Annotated in this window: 10 protein-coding genes; 4 read left to right on the top strand and 6 right to left on the bottom strand. The window is 64.7% G+C overall.

The annotated features are described in order from the left end of the window. Nucleotides 1-358 precede the first annotated feature (358 nt). The 4 genes from ADADO0_RS08120 to ADADO0_RS08105 all read left to right on the top strand — a co-directional run bounded on the left by ADADO0_RS08120 (nt 359) and on the right by ADADO0_RS08105 (nt 17,572). On the top strand, nt 359-14,569 hold the full coding sequence (locus ADADO0_RS08120) for an autotransporter-associated beta strand repeat-containing protein (RefSeq protein ID WP_511304616.1): 14,211 nt from the start codon (nt 359-361) through the stop codon (nt 14,567-14,569). A 385-nt stretch (nt 14,570-14,954) separates the two neighbouring features. Continuing rightward, nucleotides 14,955-15,509, top strand: a complete 555-nt coding sequence (locus ADADO0_RS08115) for an invasion associated locus B family protein (protein WP_511304615.1) — start codon at nt 14,955-14,957, stop codon at nt 15,507-15,509. A gap of 156 nt (nt 15,510-15,665) precedes the next feature. Next, nucleotides 15,666-16,439: a SapC family protein gene (locus ADADO0_RS08110; RefSeq protein WP_511304614.1), complete on the top strand. Its 774-nt coding sequence runs from the start codon at nt 15,666-15,668 to the stop codon at nt 16,437-16,439. 212 nt (nt 16,440-16,651) lie between these two features. Next, a complete protein-coding gene (locus tag ADADO0_RS08105) occupies nt 16,652-17,572 on the top strand; it encodes a YiiG family protein (RefSeq protein ID WP_511304613.1) in 921 nt (306 codons plus the stop codon). 302 nt (nt 17,573-17,874) lie between these two features. On the opposite strand, the gene ADADO0_RS08100 is transcribed toward ADADO0_RS08105, so the two are convergent. The 6 genes from ADADO0_RS08100 to ADADO0_RS08075 form a co-directional block, all read right to left on the bottom strand. Further along, nucleotides 17,875-18,222, bottom strand: a complete 348-nt coding sequence (locus tag ADADO0_RS08100) for a cupin domain-containing protein (protein WP_511304612.1) — start codon at nt 18,220-18,222, stop codon at nt 17,875-17,877. A gap of 164 nt (nt 18,223-18,386) precedes the next feature. Continuing rightward, nucleotides 18,387-19,382 (bottom strand): Bug family tripartite tricarboxylate transporter substrate binding protein, encoded by a 996-nt coding sequence (locus tag ADADO0_RS08095; protein WP_511304611.1) that lies wholly within the window; start codon nt 19,380-19,382, stop codon nt 18,387-18,389. Nucleotides 19,383-19,699: 317 nt separating this feature from the next. Then, entirely contained in the window at nt 19,700-21,463 is a 1,764-nt protein-coding gene (locus ADADO0_RS08090; RefSeq protein ID WP_511304610.1) for a CocE/NonD family hydrolase, read from the bottom strand. Between the two features lie 109 nt (nt 21,464-21,572). After that, nucleotides 21,573-21,995: a cupin domain-containing protein gene (locus tag ADADO0_RS08085; RefSeq protein WP_511304609.1), complete on the bottom strand. Its 423-nt coding sequence runs from the start codon at nt 21,993-21,995 to the stop codon at nt 21,573-21,575. A gap of 81 nt (nt 21,996-22,076) precedes the next feature. Further along, on the bottom strand, nt 22,077-23,060 hold the full coding sequence (locus ADADO0_RS08080; protein ID WP_511304608.1) for a Bug family tripartite tricarboxylate transporter substrate binding protein: 984 nt from the start codon (nt 23,058-23,060) through the stop codon (nt 22,077-22,079). 354 nt (nt 23,061-23,414) lie between these two features. After that, nucleotides 23,415-24,335, bottom strand: a complete 921-nt coding sequence (locus ADADO0_RS08075) for a LysR family transcriptional regulator (RefSeq protein ID WP_511304607.1) — start codon at nt 24,333-24,335, stop codon at nt 23,415-23,417. Nucleotides 24,336-24,337 lie beyond the last annotated feature (2 nt).

The raw sequence follows: 24,337 nt of genomic DNA, 5'->3' as shown, positions 1-24,337 counted from the left end.
GGCGCCGACCGGGGCGTCTCAAGGGTTGGGAAGGTCGCGCGGTATGTGTATCTGGCGCGCAACACATCCTGTCGGATTGGTCTCATCCCATGAATGCGCCCGCACTCTCTCCTGGTCAATTGCTCAACAAAATTGCAATGAATGAAAAACGTGTGTGCAGCGTCAAAGGGTGGATTCTGCGCGCCTCGGGCTGAGGGGAAAACAAATGGTTCGTCAGGCGGATAAGAATCGCGAAATCGCGACGGGCCTCGGGCGCAATGTGGCGACCGGTTTTGCGAACCGTTTGAGCGTCCCCTCTCAGACAAACATGATATCCCCGAACGGGCGCCTTCCAGCTAGGTCTCTGCGGCAAGGGCTGTTGCTCACGTCCGCGCTGGTGGCCGCATTCGCGACCGCCCAGCCGGCCTGGAGCCAGGTCGTCGGGCAGGCCGGCGCCGCCGCGAGCGGCGTGACCGGTGGCACGGGTGGGACCGGCTCGACCAGCACAAACGGCGGCCAAGGCGGGCTTAACACCGGGGCCGGCGGCGCCGGCGGCTTGGGTTTTGGTGGTGGAAAAGGTGCGGGCAGCCAGCCCGGAACGGGTTCTGGCGGCGGTGGTGGTGGAGGTGCGGGTAGCGGCGGTATGGCCGGCGGCGGCGGCGGCGGCTCCGGCAGCGGCGGCGGCGGCGGCGAAGGGAATCCGAGCGCCTCAGGCGCCTCGGGTGGCGCAAACGGCGGCAACGGAAACAACGGAACCAGCGGCGGCGGCCGCGGCGGCGGCGGCGGCGGTGGCGGCGGCACCGGTGGAAGCTTCTCGGCCGACTCCAGCTTCACCACAAATTATACCGGAGGCGTCGGAGGGGCCGGTGCCGCAGGCGTTCCAAATGGTGGCATCTCAGGCGGCGGCGGCGGCGGCGGCGGCGGCGGCATTGGGTTGAATTTGAGCGGGGCCAGCACGATTTATTCGATCGGCGCCGCCGCCACGATAACCGGTGGCGCTGGTGGCGCCGGCGGCGGATCTGGCGGGGTTGCCGCTTATGGTGGCGGTGGCGGTTCCGGCGGTAATGCCGTGCAAATAATAGGTGGGGGCGTCCTCACAAACGCGGGCACTCTGATCGGAGGTGCCGGCGGAAGTGGCGGGGGCGGCAGCAACTTGGGCGGCGGCGGCGGTGGCGGCGGCATTGGTATTATTGTCAACTCTTCCACGCTGATCAACTCGGGCTCGATCACCGGTGGCGCCGGCGGGGCCGCCGGTGGCGCAGCGACGGCTGGCTCAGGTAGCGTGGGCGTTCACGGCAACTCGGCCACCATCATCAATTCCGGTACCATCAGCGCGTATAATTCCGATGTGAACGGGCGGGCCATCAATTTTCTATCGGGGACAAACCGGCTTCAGCTCACCGACACCTCGGTCATCATAGGGTACGTGCAGGCGGCGGGGACGTCCACGCTGGCGATTGGCGCCAGCACCGCTCAGACGTTCGACGTCTCGTCGATCGGCGCATCAAACTCGACCGTCCAATATCGCGGCTTTTCCTTTTTCGAAAAGACCGGCACCAATACGGCAACGCTGACGGGTACAAACGCCGGCGCGACGCCCTGGACGATTACCGGCGGTGTCCTTCAGGTCAGCACTGATGGCGCGCTGGGCGCTTCGGGCACCTTGACCATCAATGGCGGTACGTTCAGGTCGACAGCGTCTATCGCCATGGCCCGTAACATTACAATCGGCGCTAATAATGGCGCCATTGATGTGCAAAGCGGCATCACCGTCACGTCCTCAGGTACATTGAGCGGTTCCGGAAACACGCTCACCAAGACCGGTAGCGGCACGCTGATCCGGACCCAGTTAACCACCCTTGGGGGGCTGACGATCGCCGGCGGCATTGTGCAGTTCGGCGACAATTCAACCTCCGGCTCAATTAACGGCAACGTCGCAACCGATAACGGAAGCACCTCTGGCGGGCTGGTGTATGCCCGTTCCGATGGTGTCGCCTATGTCGGCGTCATCTCCGGCACTGGCACGTTTGAGAAAAAAGGTGCCGGCAGGCTCACGCTGTCTGGCACGAACACGATTACAGGCATGACCACCGTGTCGGCCGGCAAGCTGCAAGTGAGCAACGGCGGTAGCCTGGGCGGCGGCGTAGACGTCACGTCCGGCGGCGCGCTGCAAGGCGACCTGACCGGCGCGACAACCGGGAGCGTGGCCGGCGCGGTGACCATAAGAAACGGCGGCGCACTTGCGCTTCGTTCCGGTGTTTCGACCCTCAGCACCGGCGGGCTGACGCTGGAGGCGACGAGCAACTGGAGCGTTGCTCTGTATGCGCCCACGAGCGTTGCGGCGATCACGGCGGCCGGCAATCTCACGCTGGGGGGTACGCTTGATCTGACCGCAGCCGGTTCGCTCAACACCGGCAGCTATCGCCTCATCGACTATACCGGCACTTTGACCGGCTCCGCCGCCAGTGTGACGTTGGGGGCGGTCGCGCCGCATAACCTCTATTCGATCTCCGCCGGCAGCGGCCAGGTGAACCTCGGCGTGGCGGCCGGCCAATGGTGGAACGGCACGTCCGCGGGCGGCTCGTCCGTCGTCGGTGGAGACGGCACATGGGACGTAAACGCTGCGCCGACCAATTGGACCAACGCCGCCGGCAATACGGCCGACGCCTGGATCGACGGCAGCTTGGCGATCTTCGCCGGTACGGCCGGCACGGTGACGATCAGCGGGTCAGCGAACCCGGTCGTTGCCGGGATGGAATTCCTCGTCGACCAATATGTGGTCGCAGGGCAGTCCATATCGCTCACGTTCGCGGGCGACCCCACGGCGAAGGTGGGCATTCTGGTCGGCGACGGCAGCCCCGCCTCCGCAGCCTGGACCGCCACGATCAATTCAACTCTCACCGGCTCGCAAGGTCTGAACAAGACCGGCGCCGGCACCCTGATCCTGACCGCCGACAACACCTATACCGGCGGCACCACGGTCAGCGCGGGCACGCTCCAGCTCGGTGACGGCACCACGATGGGGTCGGTCGTCGGCGACATCGTCAATACGTCCGCAGTGGTGTTCAATGTTCCGCCCTCGGGGAGCGCCACGAGTTATTCCGGTGTGATCTCCGGCACCGGCTCGCTGACCAAGTCTGGTACGGGAATCCTCTCGCTTGAGAGCGCGCAGACCTATACCGGCGGCACAACGGTCGCCGACGGCACGCTGACTCTGAATGGGACCACCGCCACGCTCGCCGGCAACGTCGTCGTCGATGCTGGCGCCGCGCTTCAGTTCCGCCGCTCCAACGACATAACGTTCGCCGGCAATATTTCCGGCGGCGGCAAAATCCAGAACAATTCGTTCAACACGGTGACGCTGACCGGGAACTACACCTATACCGGGGCCACCGAGATACTCGCCGGCACGGTGAAGTTCGCCGGCAGCGGAATCTTCCATCTCTCGGGTGACGTCGCAAATAACGGCGCGCTGGTGATCGACAACCCGACCGGGGCCAGAGTCTTTATAGACGGCGTCATTTCCGGCAGCGGCAGCCTGACGAAGTCCAATGCGACGGGCAGCTTCTCCGCGGGCTTGGTCCTGACCGCGGACAACACCTTTACCGGCGGCACGACCATTTCAGCCAACGGGATCGATGTCGGCAACGACGTCACCGTCAGTGGCGTCTCGGGGATTACCACGGGCGACATTGGCGATGTGAACATGACCGCCGCCGGGACCTTCCTGGCGTTCTACCGATCCAATGCCTACACCTACGACAGTGTCATATCCGGCCTCGGCTCGGTCAATATAGGTGGCACCGGCACCACGACCTTCAGCGGCGAAAACACCTATACCGGCGGCACCCGGGTGTCCCGAGGCACCTTGCAGGTTGGCGATGGCACAACCAACGGCTGGATTGATGGCGATGCGGAAATTCTCGCGGGCGCCAACCTTGCGTTTAACCGCTCGGACGACAAGATTTTCGCTGGCACAATCCTCGGCGCTGGCACACTGACCAAGCTGGGCGCGGGCGTGTTGACGCTGACGGGAGCGAACACATTTACCGGCCTGACCACGGTGAGCGCGGGAACGCTGGAGCTTTCGGGCGGCAGCCTCGCCGGTGCGGTGAACGTCGCCAGCGGCGGGACGCTGCAGGTGGGTTTCCCCGGGGGGACCATCACCGGCGCGGTGACCATCGCCAATGGCGGCACGCTTGCGGGCACGATTGCGGGGAACTCCGGCACCAATGTGCTGTCCACCGGCGCGCTGAGCTTTGGCGCGACCTCGCTGCTGTCGATGACGCTGGGCACAGTTGCGTCGTCGGCGGCGATCTCGGTCACGGGCGATCTCGTGCTGGACGGCGTTCTGAACCTTAGCACGACCACGGGCTATGGCTCGGGCACCTATCGCCTGATCGATTATACCGGGACCCTCACCGGTTCCGGCCTGACCATCGGCACCGCGCCCGCGCGCTCGATCTATTCCATCGTTGTGAGCTCCGGCGAGGTCAACCTGATCGTGACGGCGGGCCTGTGGTGGAACGGGACGACCACGACCTCCGGCTCGGCCGTGGTGGGCGGGGCCGGCACCTGGACCGTCGCCTCCGGCCCGACCAACTGGACCGATGAGACCGGCGCCACGCCGGCCGCCTGGGCCCAGAATGGTATTGCCATATTCGGCGGCACGCAGAGCGGCACCGTGACGATCGCCGGCAGCGCCCAGGTGGCAGGAATGGAGTTCCTGACCGGCGGCTATGTGCTGACGGGCAGCTCCGTGATACTCGCGGCAGCAAGCGGGCAGACCAAGATCTCCGTTGAAAGCGGCCTCTCCGCGACCATCCGCTCGACCCTCGGTGGGACCACTGGGCTTGAGAAGGTCGGGGCCGGAACCCTGGTTCTGAACGGAACCGTGTCCTATAGCGGCGGCACGACCATCAGCGCGGGCACGCTGCAGGTGGGCGACGGCGTGACGCTGGCGGGGAGCCTGGGCTCGGGTCCCATCGTTAACAACGCGGCGCTGGTGTACAACCTTCCCGCGATGGGGCTCGTGAACACCTCCGTTATCTCCGGCACCGGGACGGTGCAGAAGCTCGGCGTGGGTACGGTGGAGTTCACGGCCGCCAATACCTATAGCGGCGCCACGACGGTGTCCGGCGGCTATCTCTCCCTGTCCGGCAGCGGCACGCTGGGCTCGACCGCGGCCGGAACGACGGTGGAAGCGGGAGCCACCCTTGGGCTCTACGGTGTCACCACCGCCGAGGGGCTGACCCTCTCGGGAACGGGCGTCTCTAACGCGGGCGCACTGAACGGCGGCGCGAGCACCGCCTCCGGCGCCATTGTTCTGGCAGCCGACAGCCTGATCACCGTGGGCGTGAGTGAGACCTTCACCCTCACCGGCGGGATCACCGGGGCGGGCAAGACGGTGACCTTCGGCGGCGAGGGAAGTCTCGTCGTCTCCGGCGTGATCGCCACGGGCGCGGGGGGCGTCGAGGTTGCCGCCGGTAGCGTGTCGGGTCAGGTGACGCTCTCCGCGGCCAACACCTATGACGGCGTCACCAATGTCTTGTCCGGCATATTGGAGATCACCAGCGAGACCGCGCTGGGCTCGACGGCGGGGGGGACCACCGTGGCGAGCGGCGCGATGGTGCAGTTCAACGGCGGCAACACCGTCGCCGAATCCTTCACCATCTCCGGCTCGGGCGGTTCGCCCACCGGCGGCGCCCTCACCAACGCCGGCAATTCGACCATCGATGTGAGCGGAACCATCACGCTGGCGGCGGACGCGGCCATCGATGCCGGCGCGTTCGGCATCACGCTCTCCGGCCCGGTCAACGGCACCACCCAGACCCTCAGTCTGGTGGGTGCCGGCGGCGGCATCTCGGGCGTGATCGGGCTCGGCAGCGGCGGCGTCAATATCAACGGCGGGGTGTGGGTACTGGCGGGCGCGAACACCTATGCGGGCGCGACCACCGTCGCCAGCGGTGCCGTCCTCAGGGTGGCCGACAGCGCGGCGCTGGGCGACACCAGTTCCGGCACAACGGTCGCGGATGGCGGTACGTTGATGCTGGATGCCCTTTTGGGTCCGATCAACATCGGCAACGAGGCGCTGACCCTCTCCGGCACCGGCAGCGGGAGCGGCGCCCTGGTGAGTGCGGGCATCAACAGCTATGCCGGCGCTATCACGCTCGCCGGCAACACCCTTATCACCGCCAGCTCCGTGGGACCGGGCCAGCCCGGCGCGATCACGCTGTCGGGGGGGATCACGGGGGCGGGCCAGTCTTTGACGCTGGGAACCGATGAGGCAAGCCTGATCTCGGGGGCCATCGCCACCGGCGCGGGCAGTGTCGAGATCCTCTACGGGACCTGGACCTTCACGGGCGCGAACACCTATTCCGGCGGCACGACGATTTCCGGCGGCTCGCTCTCGGTCGGCGATGGCGGGACGACGGGGTCGATCCTGGGCGATGTGGTCAATAACGGGGCCCTGACGTTCAACCGTTCGGATGCGACCGCATTCGCGGGCGGCATCTCGGGCACCGGCTCGCTGACCAAGCAGGGCGCGGGGACGCTGACGTTGACGGGCGCGGCGACCCACACCGGCGGGACGACCATATCGGGCGGCACGCTGTCGATCGGCGATGGCGGCACGAGCGGCTCGGTGGCGGGCAACATCGTCGACAATGCCGCGCTGGTGTTCAACCGCTCCGACGCGGTGACCTATTCGGGTAATATTTCCGGCTCGGGCACGTTTGAGAAGCTGGGCGCGGGCACGCTGACGCTGTCGGGCACCAACATCTATGGCGGGACGACGACGGTGTCGGCCGGCACGCTTACGGTTTCGGGCGGTTCGGCGATCGGCGATCTGAGTGCGGTGACGGTCGCGCTCAACGCGAACCTGGTGGTGACCACCATCGAGACCGTTGGCTCCCTCGCAGGCGCCGGCAGTGTCACATTGGACTACGCTCCCGGCGGCCTGACGGCTGGCGACGCCACCTCGACTGTGTTCTCCGGGGCGATTGGCGGGGTCGGCATTCTGACGAAGGCTGGCACCGGCGACCTCACGCTGAGCGGCACCAACACCAACAGCGGGGGCATCATCGTCCAAGCCGGGCGGGTGTTGCTGTCCGGCGGAACCGCTGTGGCCGATACGGCGATCGTCGGCTTGATGGCCGGCGCGACACTCGTCCTGACGAACGCCAATGAGGCGATCGGCGCACTCGGCGACATCAGCGGCGGCACCGGCGCGCGGACGGTGGAGCTTAACGGCAACACCCTCACTGTCGGCGGCAGCAATCTTGCGCGGTCCTATACCGGGACGATCAGTGGAACCGGTGGCCTGACCAAGGTGGGTACGGCCTCCCAGACTTTGTGGGGCACCAATACTTTTGAAGGCCCTGTTCATGTCATGGAAGGTGTCCTTCTGCTCCGGGGCGGCTCGGCTCTGGCAGACAGCGTGGCGGTGACGGTGGATGCCGGCGCCGATTTGACCATCAGGCAGTCGGTGGAAACCATCGGGTCGCTTTCAGGCGCCGGCACCGTGAGCGGTCTATCCACCTCGACGATCGTCACCGGCGGAAATAATGCGTCGACGACCTTCTCGGGTGTGCTTCAGGCGCCGTTCGGCACCCTCAGCCTGACCAAGACCGGCACGGGCACATTCACGCTCACCGGCGCTAACACCTATACCGGCACCACCACCATCTCCTCCGGGGCGCTCCAGGTGGGCGATGGCGGGACTGCGGGTAATCTGGGCACCGGGGCGGTGGTCAACGACGCGGCGCTCATCTTCAACCGTTCTAACGCGTTGATCGTTGGGAGTGCTATTTCGGGGACCGGCACGCTGACCAAGCTCGGCGCTGACACCCTGACCCTGACGGGCGCGAACACCTACACCGGCGGCACGACGGTTTCGGCTGGCACGCTTGTTATTGGCGATGGTGCGACGTCGGGTTCGATTGTTGGCGATGTGGCGAACAGCGGGACTTTGGTGTTCAACCGGTCGGACGACATTTTGGCGCCGGGGGCGGTGACCGGGTCGGGGGCGCTGGTGCAGCGTGGGAGCGGGGAGCTGGCGCTGGTGGGGGCGAACAGTGCGTTGGCGGGGACGAGCGTCGAGGCGGGGACGCTGGCGATCGCCGGCGGTGCGACGCTGACCGGCGATGTCACGGTGCTGTCGGGCGCGACGCTGCGGGGCGAGACCGGCGGGGCGTCGGGGACGGCGATCACGGGCGCGGTGAGCGTCCAGAACGGCGGCCATCTGCTGGCGGCGCCGGCGACGGCGACCGGCATGTATGGGCTGTCGATGAGCAGCCTGACGCTGGCGTCGACCGCCAACATCGACGTTGTGCTGGGGGCGAACACCGGCAATGCGGTGTTCCAGGCGGGAACGCTGGCGCTGGACGGCGTGTTGAACGTCAGCAACGCGGGCGCCATGTCGCTCGGCGTGTACCGGATCATAGACTTCACGACGCTGGCGTCGAACAACGGCGTGGTGCTGGGCGATACCCCGCTGCAATACGCCTATCAGATCCAGCTTCTGTCGAACCAGTTGAACCTCGAGGTGCTGCAGGGCGGGATCCTGTACTGGAACGGCGAGACGACCACGGCGGACGGGACGATCCACGGCGGCAGCGGCATCTGGACCAACAATTCCGAGCAGACCAACTGGACCACCTCGACGGCGAACCAGGCGCGGTCCTGGGACAGCACGTTCGCGGTGTTCTCGGTCGCGGGTGGCGATGTCACCATTGCCGGCACGGTGTCGGCGACCGGCGTCCAGTTCATGGTGGACGGCTACACGGTGGACGAGGGCACGCTGACGCTGGCGTCGACCTCGGGCCAGACCCAGATCCGGGTGGGCGACGGCACCGCGCAAGGCGCCAATTATGTGGCGAGCATCGGCTCGGTGATCGCGGGCAGCACGGGGCTTGAGAAGACCGACCTCGGGCTTCTGGTCCTGACCGGTGAGAACACCTACACCGGCGGCACCACGATCACCCAGGGTGCGCTGCAGATCGGCGATGGCGGCACGACGGGGTCGATCCTGGGCGATGTTGTGAACAATGGCGTGCTGATCTTCGACCGGTCCGACGACACCGGCTATGCCGGGGTGATCTCGGGCACGGGCGGGCTGATCAAGGCGGGCGAGGGCACGCTGACGCTGACCGGCATCAACAGCTTCAGCGGCGGCACGACGGTGAGCGAAGGCCGGCTGCTGATCGGCGGCGGCTCCTCGCTGTCGGACACGGTGGGCACGCTGGTGATGGCCGGCGCGATCCTGGAGCTGATGGACAGCGACGAGACGGTCGGCGGCCTGTCGGGCGCCGGCGCGGTGACGCTGAACAGCTATTGCCTGACGGTTGCCGGGGCGACCAGCAACACCTTCTCCGGTTCGATCAGCGGCTCGGGCTGCATCACCAAGACCGGCCCCGGCACGCTGACCCTTGCGGGCGCCAGCACGTATTCCGGCGGCACCAACGTGTCCGAGGGCGCGGTTGCGCTCGGGGCGGCGGGTGCGCTGGGAACCGGGGTGATCGCGCTGTCGGGGACCGGCGTGGTGCGGTCCACCGGGACCTACAGCTACGACAACGACGTGACGCTGGCGGCCGGGCTGACCGGCGGGTTCGAGGTGGACGGCACGGTTGAGAACCCGGCGGTTGAGACGCTGACCCTGACCGGCAGCATCACGGGCCTCGGCGATCTCAACAAGACCGGCCTCGGCACGCTGCTGATCTCCGGCACCAACAGCTATTCCGGCGCCACCAACGTGACGTCAGGGGTGATGATCGCCGAGGGCGGCAACGCCATCGGCGATAGCAGCGCGGTGAGCGTTGCGGACGGGGCGCAGTTGATCATCCGGCCGAGCGGGGCCACCGAGACGGTGGGTTCGCTCAGCGGCGCGGGCGCGCTGGAGCTGACCGGCAATGTGATCGCCGGCGGCAACAACACCAGCACCAGCTATTCCGGGGTGATCTCGGGGGCTGGAACGTTCGAGAAGACCGGCACCGGCGTGATGACGCTGTCCGGCCTCAACACGTTTACCGGCGCGACCAGCGTGTCGGGGGGCGAGCTGGCGCTGGCGGGCGGGTCCTCGCTGTCGGACACGGCGGGGCTGGCGATTGCCGGCGGCGCCCTGGTGACGCTGACCAATGCCAATGAGACCGTGGGCGGGCTCGACGGCGCGGGCAATGTGAACCTGAACGGCTACTGCCTGACGGTGGCGGGCGGGGGCGCGTTCTCTGGCACCCTGAGTGGGGCCGGCGGCTGCGTGACCAAGACCGGCGCCGAGACGCTGACGCTGACCGGGACCAGCACCTATTCCGGCGGCACCACGATCTCGGAAGGTGCGATCGAGATCGACAACGCGCTGGCGCTCGGCACCGGGGCGCTGGCGCTGCAGGGCGCGGGCGCGTTGAACGTCACGACGAGCTTCGCCTATGCCAGCGCGATCTCGCTGACCCCCATCGAGGGCTCGGGCGGCGGCACGCTGGGCGTGGCCGAGACCCAGACGCTGACGCTGACCGGGGTGGTCTCGGGTGCGGGCGAGCTGACCAAGACCGGCGCCGGCATCCTGCTGATGACCGGCCTCAACACCTACACCGGCGCCACCAATGTGGCGGACGGGGAGCTTCGGATCGGCGGCGGGCAGTCGCTGTCCGACACCGCGCGCCTCAGCGTTGCGGCGGGTGCGCTGCTGTCGCTGACCGACGCCAACGAGAGCGTGGGCTCGCTGGCGGGCGGCGGCGAAGTGGCGCTGAACGGCTATTGCCTCACCACCGGCGGCGACGGGACAAGCTCGAGCTTCTCCGGCGCGATCACCGGTGCGGGCTGCCTGACCAAGACCGGGGCCGGCACGCTGACGCTGACCGGCGACGGCAGCAACTACAGCGGCGGCACGACGGTGGCCGAGGGCACGGTCCAGGTGTACGGCGCCTCGGCGCTGGGCACCGGCCCGCTGGCCCTGACCGGCTCGGGCGTGCTGCGGGCCAGCAACACCTTCACCTATGCCAGCGCGATCAGCCTGGCCACCGGCCTGACCGGCGGGTTCGAGGTGGACGGCACGGCGGAGAACCCGGCGGTCGAGACGCTGACCCTGACCGGACCGATCACCGGGCTGGGCAATCTCAACAAGACCGGCCTCGGCACTTTGGTGATCTCCGGCATCAACACCGGGTCCGGGGCGACCAACGTCACCGCCGGCATCCTGATCGCCGAGGGCGGCAACGCCCTGGGCGATGCCAGCGCGGTGAGCGTGGCGCTTGGCGCGCAGCTGATCATCCGCCCGAGCGGGGCGACCGAGACCGTGGGTTCGCTCGGCGGCGCCGGCGCGATCACGCTGGACGGGGCGACCCTGGCGGCGGGCGGCGACAACAGCAGCACCACTTTCTCCGGGGTGATCTCGGGGTCCGGCGGCCTGACCAAGGCGGGCACCGGGGTGATGACGCTGTCGGGCGCCAACGGCTACACCGGCGACACCAATGTGACGGGCGGCGGCCTGGTGGTGGCGGGGAGCCTGGACAGCGACGTCTATGTCTACGACCAGGCGACGCTGTCGGGCTCGGGCAGCATCAGCAAGACGGTGCATGTGCTCTCGGGCGGCACGTTGGCCGGGGTGCAGGGCAGCGGCCTGAGCATGGGCGCGCTGGACCTGCAGGGCGGGTCGAACGTGAACGTGACGCTGGGGGCGCCGAGCGAGGCGACCACGGTGTTCACGGTGGCCGGCAATGTGACGCTGGACGGCACGCTGAACGTGACGCCGACGCCCGGGTTCGGGATCGGCATCTACCGCATCATGACCTATGGCGGGACGCTGACCGACAACGGGATGGAGGTCGGCGCGCTCTCGGGCGGTCTGTCGGGCGGCATCCAGTCGAGCATCCAGGGGCAGGTGAACCTGTTCGTGGAAGGCCCCGACAGCCCGATCCTGTTCTGGAACGGGTCGAACACGACGCCGACCCAGAGCGTGCTGGGCGGCACGGGAACCTGGACCGCGGGCAGCCAGACCAACTGGATCAATGCCAGCGGGACCATTCCGCGGGCGTGGAACGGCGGGTTCGCGGTGTTCCAGGGCGCGGCCGGCACGGTGACGGTGGACACCACCGATGGCCCTGTCATGGCCATCGGCATGCAGTTCGTGGAAACCGGCTATGTGGTGACCGGGGGTCCGATCGCGCTGACCGGCGGTGCGCCGGTGATCCGGGTCGGCGACGGGACGGAAAGTGGCGCCTCGACCGTTGCCACGATCCAGAGCGTGCTGACCGGCGTGGCCGGTCTTGAGAAGGCGGACTTCGGCACGCTGATCCTGACCGGCGCCAACAGCTATACCGGCGGCACCACGATCTCCGGCGGCACGTTGCAGCTGGGCGACGGCGGCACCTCGGGCGCGGTGCTGGGCGACATCGTCAACAACGCCGCCCTGGTGTTCAACCGGAGCGACGATACCAGCTTTGCCGGCGTGATCTCGGGCACCGGTTCGGTGCTGAAGACCGGCGCCGGCACGCTGGCGCTGACCGGGACCAACACCTATTCCGGCGGCACCAGCATCAACCAGGGCACGCTCCAGGTGACGAGCGCATCGGCGCTCGGCACCGGCGCCCTGACGGTGGGCGGCACCGGCGTGCTGCGCGCCAGCGGCAGCTTCGCCTATGGCAACAGCGTGACGCTGGCGGCGAGCGTCGGCACGTTCGAGGTCGATGCCAGCCAGGCGCTGACCCTGTCGGGCGTGGTGGGCGGCACGGGCGGCCTGACCAAGACCGGGGATGGTCTGCTGATCCTGACCGGCGCCAACACCTATAGCGGCGTCACGACGATCTCGGCGGGCACGCTGCAGATCGGCAATGGCGGCGAGACGGGTGCGATCGTCGGCGACGTGGTGAACAATGCCAACCTGGTGTTCAACCGCTCCGACACCTATGCCTTCACCGGTGCGATCACCGGCGCCGGCCAGGTGACCTTCACCGGCGGGGGCACGGTTGAGTTCTCCGCGCCCTACCAGGGCCCGGTGGCGGTCGACAACAGCTTTGTGCAGCTCCAGGCGGGCTCAACCACGGTCTCGCCGTTCACGGTGAACGCGGGCGGCGTGCTGGGCGGGACGGCGACCATCGGCGGACTGACGGTGAACACCGGCGGCACGGCGGCGCCGGGCTACTCGCCGGGCACCCTGACGGTCAACGGGGCGGTGACCTTCAACGCCGGCTCGGTCTATGCGGTCGATGTGAACACGGCGGGGGCCCACGACCTGATCATCGCCACCGGCACCGCGACCCTGTCCTCCAGCGCCCATGTCGAGGTGCTGGCGGAATACGGGCGCTATCCCGCGCTGAGCCAGATCACCATCCTGACCGCCGCGGGCGGGGTGAGCGGGCAGTTCAGCTCGGACGTGACCTCGAACTTCGCGTTCCTGACCCCGGAACTGACCTATGACGCGACCAACGTCTATCTGACGCTGACCTATACCGGCATCGACTTCGTGGAATACGCGCAGACGCCGAACCAGGCCAATGTGGCTGTGGCGGCGCAGGCGCTGGGCGCGGGAAGCCCGGTGTTCGAGGCGATCTTCGGGCTGGCGGCGAACGAGGTGCCGGCGGCGTTCAACCAGCTCACCGGCGAGATCTATCCCTCGATCAACACGGTGATCCAGCAGGAATCCACCTATCTGAGGGACGCGGTCGGCGCTCGGCTGCGCCAGTCGGTGACGCCGCAGGGCGCTTCCGCGCTGAGCTATGCGGCGCAGGCGGCTGGCCCGGCCAACACCAGGCTGAGCCAGGACCTGACGCCGACGCTGTGGATGCAGGGCTATGGCGGCTGGGGCAATGCCTTCGGCAACACCAATGCGGCCTCGATCTCCAGCACGGTGGGCGGGTTCTTCGCCGGTCTCGACGTCAGCGTGCTGGACAATGTGCGGGCCGGCGTGGTGGCCGGGTTCAGCCAGACCCAGTTCGACGTGGACGCCCGCAACTCCTCCGGCACGATGGATAATTACGACATCGGTTTCTACGCCGGCGGTCAGTTCGGCGCGTGGGCGCTGCGCGGCGGGGCGTCCTACACCTGGCACGACATCAGCGTGTCGCGCTCGATCGTGTTCCCCGGCTTCTCGGGGTCGACCAGCGCGGGCTACACGCTGGGCACGACGCAGGTGTTCGGCGAGGTGGGCTACGACTTCAACATCGGCGCCTATGCGTTCGAGCCGTTCGCGGGCCTGGCTTACCTCAACATCTCGGGCGGAAACCTCGCCGAGAGCGGCCTTGCCAGCAACGGGGCGGGGCTGAACGTCAGCACCGACAGCCAGAACACGCTCTACACCACGCTCGGCCTGCGCGCCGCGACCTCGCTGTCGCTGGGCGGGCGGACCCTCACCCCGAGCGCCACTCTGGGTTGGCAGCACGCGTTCGGCGACACCACGCCGAGCGCGACCATGCTGTTCCAGAGCGGTGCGACGCCGTTCGCGATCTCCGGCGTGCCGATCGCGCAAAACACCCTGCTGCTGGGCGCGGGCCTGGCCTACGCCCTCTCCGACCTTGCCACCCTGCAGGTCAACTACACCGGCCAACTCGCCGGCGACGCCTCCCAAAACGCCTTCACCGCCCAGTTCTCACTCAAGTTCTGAGGGGGGGGGAAGGCATCGGGTTGAACCCTCTCCCGCGTCCGGGCGTTCTGCAAAAACCGACCTCGCTCCTCGCGGAGCGTGGCGCTCGATGAAGGACGATACCGGCGGTTACACCTCGCCCCGAGGGGGAGAGGTCGGCTGCGCAGCAGCCGGGTGAGGGGGCTCCGGCATCTCAGAACGGGTGAGGGTGGCCCCCCTCACCCCAACCCTCTCCCCGTCGGCGAGAGGGGGCGCATTGCACCTGGCGCAGCAGTCTCCAAGGGCGAGATGCGCCCAAAGGTTCTGGTCAAAGACCCCCGCGCCGGCTATGCCCCGGCGGGTTCCATATCGGCGGCCCCCAATGGGCGTCCCGATGGGCACACACACAGATGACGGATCACGAGACATGATGAAGCGTTCGGCACTGTTCCTCGCGAGCGCCCTGTCGGCGCTGACCCTCTCCGCGCTGACGCTCGCCGGCCCGGCGCAGGCGCAGCCCAAGCCTGCGGCGGCCCCCGCAGCGGACGCCCAGCCCGGCGCCACCACGGCGACCTACCAGGACTGGCTGATGCGCTGCGTGAGCGCGGAGAAGACCCGCACCTGCGAGATCGTCCAGAACCTGCAGGTGCAGGGTCAGGGCGTGGTGGCGAGCATCGCGGTCGGCAAGGTGGAAGCCGCCGGCCCGCTGCGCCTGGTGGTGCAGGTGCCCGCCGGGGTGTGGCTGCCCGCCGGCCTCAAGTTCCAGGTCAGCGAGAAGGCCAAGCCCCTGGCGCTGGAATACAAGCGCTGCCTCCAGGGTTGCTTCGCCGAGTTGGAGCTCGACGCCGCCACCCTCCAGGCGCTCAAGGGCGCCGGCGAGCCCGGCAGCTTCACGTTCGAGGATGGCGCGCGCAAGTCCGTCACCCTGCCGGTCTCGTTCAAGGGCTTCACCCCCGCCCTCGACGCCAGCCTCAAGCCGTGAGCCAAGCGCGGGGGTGAGGTCTGACGAGGACCACAGCCCCGGACCCGAACCTCCCGCGCTTAAACCTCCATTACGCTGCGGTCCCCGCTCAGGCGGCTCCGCGGCCCTTCGTCATGCGGGCCGCCCGCGGCTCCTCCTCCTGCGAAAGCATTGCCCGTGACCGACCAGACCCCCGCACCCGCCACCCCCGCCACCCCGACCCTGCCGCTGTTCTACCGCGCCCCGACGCTGCTGCGGTTCGCCGACCATGCCGGCTTCGGGCTGCGCCGCGCGGCGGACTACGCCGTCGCCGCCGGCGCCACCGCGATCCCCCTGGTGGCGGCGGAGTTCGCCTTGGCGGGCCGGCACTACCCGATCGTGTTCGCCTCCGACGCCAGCGCCATGCCGCTGGCGGTGACCGGGGTGAGCGTCGGGCGCAACCTGTTCGTCTCCACTGAGGGCCAGTGGGCCACCGGCCGCTACATCCCGAGCTATGTCAGGCGCTATCCGTTCATCGGCATGGCGCTTGAGGACGGCGGCACCACCATGCTGGGCATCGACGCCGCCAGCCCGCGCATCAGCACCGATGCCGCGCGCGACGACGCCGACCTGCTGTTCACCCCCGACGGCAAGGCCACCCCCACGGGTGAGGCCGCCATGGCGCTGTGCGATGCCTATGCCATCGAGCACGAGCGCACGGTTGCCTTCGCCACTGCGCTCAAGGCCCACAACCTCCTGGTCGAGCGCTCCGCCGAAATGCGCTACGCCGACGCCACCCAGGCCCTGGTCCAAGGCTTCCGCCTGATCGACGAGCCAGCCGTCCGCGCCCTTCCCGCCGCCGTCGTCACCGAGTTCCACGCCAAAGGCTGGCTCGACGCCATAACCCTCCACCTCGCCTCACAACTCTCCTGGCAAAACCTCGTCGAAGCCTCAGCGCCGAACGTCGGGTGAAGGAAGCCAAAACCACTTTTAAAGCTTGCGGCGCGCCGACAAAGGCGCGGCCGCACGGGCAGGTCGGGACGCTGCGTATATTCTCCTCAGAAATGCGCGAAGGCTGAAAGGCAATGCGCCGCCCTTGAGTTCGGCAATGCGCCCGAAACGGAGTGAACCTAAAGCTTCGCGCTGCGTTGTGGTGGTTGGGCGCGAACCAAGGAGACGGTCACATGCTCATGCGCAGCGGGAGAATGGCCGCAGCTTTGGGATTTGGCGCGCTGATTTTATGCGCGCCAATCAGCGAGGCTCGCGCTGTCGCCCAAACCCCGACGTTGACGCAGAAGCTCAATGCATATGTCGGCTGCATCAATCGTCTTTCGCAGCGCTCCTATGATTCGCGTGACCGCTATTTCAGTTGGGCGGCCAAAACCGGGCCAACCGGCAAAGAGCGGATCATCTACGGCACTTACACGATCTACGACCCCTCGGACTGTCAGCGGACTGTCGAAAAGGCGAATGATCTGGAACCGCATGAATCTGAACTTGAGGCTTCAGCCGCCGCTTATGTTCAGGCGGTCGTCGCCCTTGAGCCCCTGTTGAAGGAGGCGGACGACTATTACGAGCAGGAAAACTACAAAGACGACAAGATGGCGAAGGGCAAGGCGCTGCACCCCCGTCTCGTCGCGGCTTGGAATGCGTTCGCATCCTCCGACGCGAAGCTACGGTCTGGAATTGAGGACATTCAGGACAGGAAGGCGATCGAAAATCTCGCCGAGATTGAGAAGGCCGAGGGACGGAAGGAGCGCTATTATATCGAGGCTGTGATGATCCGAGCCAAGCGGGTGGTGCGTGCTGAAAATGCCAGTCCGCCCGATCTTGCGAAGATCACAGAGGCGGTGAGCGATTATGAGGCCGTGGTGAAGGAGGTTGAGGGCTACGCCGGCTCCAGCTTCATTCGGGCTGCCAAGGCCTATCTCGTTACGGCGAAGCAGCTGATGCGCCGCATTCGAGACAAGGTGCCCTACAGCTCCGGTGAGAAAATGATACTTGGGTCAGCTGGCGGCAGCTGGATGGTTGAGGGTTCCCCGGCCCGGCTGACCCGCGACTACAATGAACTTGTAGAAAGCTACAATCGCGGCACGAAACTCTAGGAATTGTGTCCACGGCGAAACAGGCGCGTTGAAAACAGGCGGTAAGGCTTCCGGGCATGTGGCCTGACCCGACACGAGCACCCCGTCTCATTCCTCCGCACGAGCCTTAAAGCCGCCGCCTCATCGCCTGCGCCAAGGCTATGGCGACAAGCAGCCAACACCGATGTCCTGCCAGACGCCCGCTTTCGGCGCTGAAGACCCGTTCTCGCGGAGATCGGCCGGTTGGTGGCAGGTCGGTCTCATGATGCGTAAAAGCGGTAATTGCAAAAGCAACCGCAGGGAAGATCAGCCAAGTTGGATGGTCACAGCGTCTTCGTCGCGTCGTAGAATGGCGCAACGATGTTCTTGAGACTTATCGCTTCGATATCCTCGAGAATCTCGACGCCATGCAACGAGTTGGCCGGGTGATAGCTAACCTCGCCGGGACCGACTTCATAGGTCTCCCCGTCCACCGTGGCGCGCACGCGCCCCTTGATGACATATATGAGCTGCTCCTCAGCATGCTGATGCGGAACGGCCTTCTCGCCCTTCTTGAAATGCATCTTGATCATCTCAATGTGTTTTCCTCGGATGACCGGGCCTCGAACATCCGAGAATTTTCCATAGACCTTATTTTCCGTTTCTTCGGCGCTGATCTGTACAAGTGACATTGTAAGTCTTCCCTTGTTGAACTGGATTATTAGTCTCTCTGATCGCGACGAGGATGCCCCGACGGGATGGGGCGCACACGCTCCTCAGAGAGGAGGCGGATATTGAAGCGCGTCTGAATTGAAGAAATTCCGGCTATTTCCAATGGGCGCGGCGGCCCTCTGTTTTATTCATTGAGATCGACTTTGATCTCATCGGTGATGGCTTTCCAGATCGACATCTGCTTGCGCAGCCATGATTTCGCGTCGTCGAGCGACGCGATCGGGTCCCCGGTGATGTTGGCGCTTTTGAACGCTTGCAGAACCTCGGGACTGCGCAGCGCAGTATTCACCTGATCCAGCAGAAACTGCTGGATCTCCACCGGCGTTGCCGCCGGCGCGAACAGCGCATTCCAGAACTCCCAGCCGGAACTCTCGATGCCAACCTCCTTGAGCATCGGGACATCCGGGAAGTCTGGCATCCGCGCGTCACTGGGAGCCACGGCTAGGGCGGTGAGGCGGCCAGACTTGATATAGGGGGCCGCAGAGGCCGCGTTGAGCAGCGAGGCCTGAACCTCCCCGGAGATCATGTCTTTGACGAAGGCTGCGGGCCCGTCCTTGTATGGAATGTGCCTGAACGTCACGCCGGCGCGTCGGGCTATCACCTCTGTCGCGTACTGCGGAAAGCTCCCGAGCCCGGGAGACGCGTACATGACGTTTCCATCGGTCTTTTTGGCGTAGGCCACGAACTCAGCGAATGTTTTAACCGGTATGGTATTCGTAATCACAAGTATTTGTGGAACGCTCGCCAATCGAGCGACCGGCGCGACGCTGGTCTCATAATTATAGTTCATTTTATTTGGAAACAGGATGGGGCTTATCGCGTTGGTCGAGACGTTGCCGGCCATCAACGTGTAGCCGTCCGGCTGGGCGCGCACCATCTCGCTCAAGGCCGTCAAGCCATAGGCGCCCGGCTTATTTTCGACCACGAACGCCTGTCCGGTCTGCTTGCGAAGCTGCTCAGCTACGATGCGCACCACAATATCGGTGGCCCCGCCGGGTCCGTATGGAACCAGAATTCTGACCGGGCGATTGGGAAAATCCCGATCTGCCGCCCAGACCGGTGCAAGAAGGCTGCAACTGAGCAGCGTGCTGAGCACGCATGTCGAGAATAAGCGCCACATTGGCTCCCTCCATTTTTATGAATTGATCTTGCGGGCGGCAATTGGGTGCTCTTGCGAACCGCTTCCCCTGCCGCGTCAACACACGGAGGCAACAAGGGCATGGGGCGCCTGGGGGTGAGTTCGGTTCAACACACCGTCAACCGCGCCGACGGCATCGGAGGCGTGGTGTCGCGACGCCAGAACCGATCCAGTGGAGATCGTCTCGATACGCGTGCGAAGGAAACGGTCGCATCCAGACACGATGTCAATTTGGATGCGACCGGATTGGGGTGACGAAGTATCCCGGTATGAACGAGGGAGTATCCGGGTGCCGATGTTCAGCTTTCCGCGTGTTTCGGAATGATCGGGAGAAGCAGAAACGATCCGTGGCTGCCGCCTGCATGGATCGTGACGTCGCCGCCGAAGATCGCCGCTGGGCGATCGCGGGGATCGTCATGGCGGAACAGGGCAACGCCCGTCCATTGCCTTTTGCTGGTGTTTTCCGTCACGCCCGGCTCGCCCGGATAGATATAATCGCGGCCGCGGATTGTCAGGGCGACGCGGTGGCCTTTCGGAACGACGATGCAGGTGGGCCACACCTCAACATCCACCTCATAAATCTCGCCCGGTGTGAGCGGCTGCTTCTCGTCGTGGGTGTGATAGGGCCGGTAGGGCAGAGTCAGATTTTCGTCGAGCTTGCGGTGAGAGACGCGCAGCCAGCCTTGAGCGACGGGGGTATGCGGGTCCAATGCGCCGTGGAACACCACCTCCTTGAAGTCCGGCGTGAATACGCGGACCACCAGGAACAGGTCCGCATCCTGCGTCGCGGATGAGACGAAGAGCTTCGCCGCGATGGGGCCAGTGATCTCCATGTCTTCCTTCACCGGCGGTGCCAGGAAGGTGACGCCATCGCCGAAGCCGGGATAGGTGGTGTCGCCTTCGGCCTTCGTCGCATCCTGGGACAGCGTGAGGTTCGCGGCATCGAGATGGAACTTGGTCCACTGGGTGGAGGCCAGCGGCCAGCTGGTCTCGTGGCGCTCCACGAAGCGCTCGCCGGGGTGGCGCACCTGGAGGAGAACCTTGGGCTGTTCGCCCCAGCCGGTGTTCTCGCCCTTCAGGAAGTGGCCGAAGAACCGCTTCTGAAGTTCGAGGCCATAGTCGGTATAGAATTCGGTCCAGTGCTCAAGGCCGTGCACTTCCAGCCACTTGTCTTTGGAGGCGGCGCGGGTGAAGCCCTCGAAATTGCCGCGGGGATGCAGGCCCTGACCGCCCCAATTGGCGGAGGACAGGATCGGAACCTCCACCTTGGTCCAGTCGGGCATGCGCGACTGCCAGAACGCGTCGGTGTCGAGCTTATGTGCGAGGCAGTCCTCGTAGAAGTCGTTGCGGTTGGCGCCCAGCTCCTCCTCGGTGAGGGTCTCCGGGCCGGAGACCCAGCCGCCGGTCATCTTGCTCTTGTAGCCGTTGGCGCCTTTGCCGTTTTGCAGCGGGTAGATCTGGGACGTCGACCAGTCGTGGGTGAAGCCGTTGCAGAAGATGCCGCCATGGTGGGCCATGTCGCGATAAAAGTCCGCCGCGCCTTCCCAGGTGCAAATCGCCGAGAGGTGCTTCGGTTGAAGCGCCGCCGCCTGCCACTGGTTTTCGGCGTAATAGGAGATGCCGTTCAGGCCCACCTTTCCGCTCGACCAGGGCTGCACGCCGGCCCATTCCACGCAGGCCGCGAGATCCTGCGCCTCGCGAAGCGACCAGATGTCGATGACGCCGGGGGAGCGGCCGACGCCGCGTGAATCGACGCGGATGCAGACGTAGCCGTCCGGCACCCATTTCTCAGGGTCCACCACTTCCCAGGCTTGGTACTTGTTGGTGGAGCCGGTGGGGACCTCCGGATGCTCCTCGCACATGAGGCGCCACTGGCTGCCATAGAGGTCCTCGAAGTGAAGCCATTTGCCATAGGGGCCGTAGGTCATGATGACCGGATACTTGCCATCAGTGATGGGCCGGTAGATGTCGCAGCGGAGGATCACGCCATCGTCCATTGTGACCGGCATATCCCAGTCGATGCGCATTCCATCACGGACGTCGCTTTTCTCGCGATAACGCATAGCTCTCCCTTATGTATTTCGCGACGGTGTCGCCTGTTCGCATTTTTATTGGTGTCTAAGATAGGCGATGGCTGGAGCCATCCGCCTTCACCGTCTCCAGTTGCAGAGATCAGTCGGCCACTTTCTTTCCGGCCAGGGCGTGTGAGGCATCCTTGCAGGTAAAGAAAAGGGCATCGCCCTTGGCCGTGGCGCCACCTTGGTGGATCATATCGGCGGGGATGTAGATAATCTCTCCAACGGACGCGACATTGGTCTGGCCGTCGAGCCGAAGTTCGAACTCACCTTCAAGCACGAAGATCCACTGCTCATTTGGATGAGAGTGCCGATCCCCCATTTTCCCTGCCGGGGCTTTCATCAGCGCGACAATGAGGCGATCGCCCTCCACACAGCTGCCGTACACCGGCGAATATTCCGGTCCGCCCATTATGGAATTCACGGTTTTCATATTGAACAGATATTTGCCATTTCCGGCGCGTGTTGCGCCAGGCGTCATGACTGTATTCTGATCGCGGACGGGGCTGGTCTCACTCATTTTATTCACCTTGTTTCACTTCAAGTTTATAGTTTTACGTTCGGATCAAAATCGGTCAGGACATGCCGAAATCAAATGGATTTACTCAAGCTTTACATTCGCCTCTTCGACAATCTGCTTCCAGCGAACCAGTTCGTTGCGCTGCCATTCAGCCGCCTCGGCGGGCGATGTGGAAAGCGAAGCCTCAATGCCCGAACGCTCCAAATTCTGCTCAATCGCCGGGGTGCGAAGCGCTTCCGCCGTTGCGTTGAAGAGCGCTTCGACAATTTCAGGTGGCGTGCCTGAGCGGACGAACATTCCCAGCCATTGGATGGTCCCTACGTTGGGGAAACCCGCTTCCGCCATGGTCGGAACGTCAGGGAGTTGCGGAAGCCTCTTCTGAGATACGACCGCGAGCGCTTGCAGCCGCCCCGCCTTAATAAGGCTCAAGACGCTGGAGACGTTGATGAAGCCGTATTGTGTTTCGCCGGATAGGAGGCTGGCGACCATATCCGCCGCGCCGCCTTTCAACGGGACGTGAACCGCGTCGATACCCGCGCGACGGTTGAACAGCTCGCCGTCGAAATGAGGAAAGCTTCCGATGCCTGCGCTGGCATAATTCAGACTTCCAGGCTGAGCCTTTGCCAGGGAAATCAACTCCGGGAGGCTCGCGGGCTTAATCTTCACCGTGGTCGCAACAAGAACCGCGGGTAGCTCGGCGAGCCGGGTCACCGGAATTATAGAATTGTCATAGTTGAAGGACATCTTCGATGGATACAATATGGGCGTCAGAGCGTTCGTGGTTACGTTTCCGATCATAAGGGTGGTGCCGTCGGGCTTTTGGCGGACAACTTCCTGCATTGCAGGAATCCCGAATGCGCCCGGTTTATTTATGACAATGAAGCCAACTCCGAATTTTTTCTGAAACTGGTCCGATAGCAGCCGAGCCATGACATCAGCTGATCCGCCGGGCGCGAACGGAAGCATCATGCTCACAGTGTGGCTAGGATAGTCCGCAGCAAGCGCGGCAGGCATGCTGAGCAGCGAACACAGCGCAGCTACGCCAAGTCGGGTGGCATATGTCATGGGCGTCCTCACCGAATTATTATTTATTGACGTAACTCCGGATTATACGCCGGAGTCGCGTAATATATTCTGGTTCAGTCGAGAGGAAAGCAGGATTTACTGCGCCCTCCGCCAAACTATTATTTACGAAAACATATGCCTCACCTGGGAGGATCGCCAAATAATAAATTGTATGGCTCCGCCTAAGCGGCGATAATAAGCAGGCGCCGGTAGATGGTCGCGCGATACCTCGCCAAAATCCATGTCTGAAATTTCAGTAAGATGGATTTAAATTCGAAGTATCAGATTATATTGACTTCGTAATTCAATTAAATTCAAAATAATATTTGAAATAATGCGGCTCAAGATTCATATTTAGGATTCAAAATTCCAGATTTCGTTAATATGATCCGTTTCTTTCTTTAGAATATCATAAAATTCTTCGGCTTCATCGCTCATGCTGCTCCAGACTGTTTTGATAAAAAGCAGATCGAGGTGGAAGGGTGGACCAAAAAGCGGATTGGCGCTGAATCGGTCTTGATTGTCTTTGGGGGTCAGCATCACGCCAGGAAGAATTGTCAGCCATTCGGAATAGGAAACCATGGCAAGGGTTCCGAGAATTGCGTCCAATTCCAGCATTCTTTCGACCCGAACGCCCGACGATGCAAAGTATGTTTCGAGCTTATGGCGGCGCGTGTTTCCGCGTGTGGGCACGATCAGTTTAATGGGCCCAAGATCACGAAGTCTAACCGGCTTTAGCGGCTCAAGCCGCGCGTCGTGGGCCGACACAAGGACTTCGGGAGTCCTCAGAAATGTTCGGACTTCAAGGCCGCTTGGGCCGTCCGACGCCGGCACGATGGCGAAATCCAGCTCTCCGGCCTTAACTTGCTCCGTCAGGACACCGCTATCGGCCTCGGTCACACGAACGGTGCTGTTGGGATGAATCTCCATATAGCGAGACAGTGCCGGGCCAAGGGCTCGACGCGTCAGCGTCGGCATCAATCCGACCCGCACTTGCCCAACGAGCCCTCTGCTGAAGCTCCGGATGGCTTTGCTTGCTTCGTCGTGAAGACGCAGGACCTCTACACAACGCCGATAATAATTATCAGACGCCAGAGTGGGAACAACACTACTTGTATTTCTTAAGAATAGCTGCGCTCCCAGCTCAATTTCAAGCTTTCTTATGTGCTGGGATACGCCGGACTGCGTGGCGTTCTCGCGCTTCGCTGCCCCCGTAAAAGAGCGTTCCTCATATGCGGCAACGAATAACCTCAAGCCTCGCAAGCTATCAGACACCC

It is taken from the genome of Aquabacter sp., from assembly GCF_965279295.1.
Classification (GTDB): Bacteria; Pseudomonadota; Alphaproteobacteria; order Rhizobiales; family Xanthobacteraceae; genus Aquabacter.
This window is presented reverse-complemented; position numbering and strand designations above follow the sequence as displayed.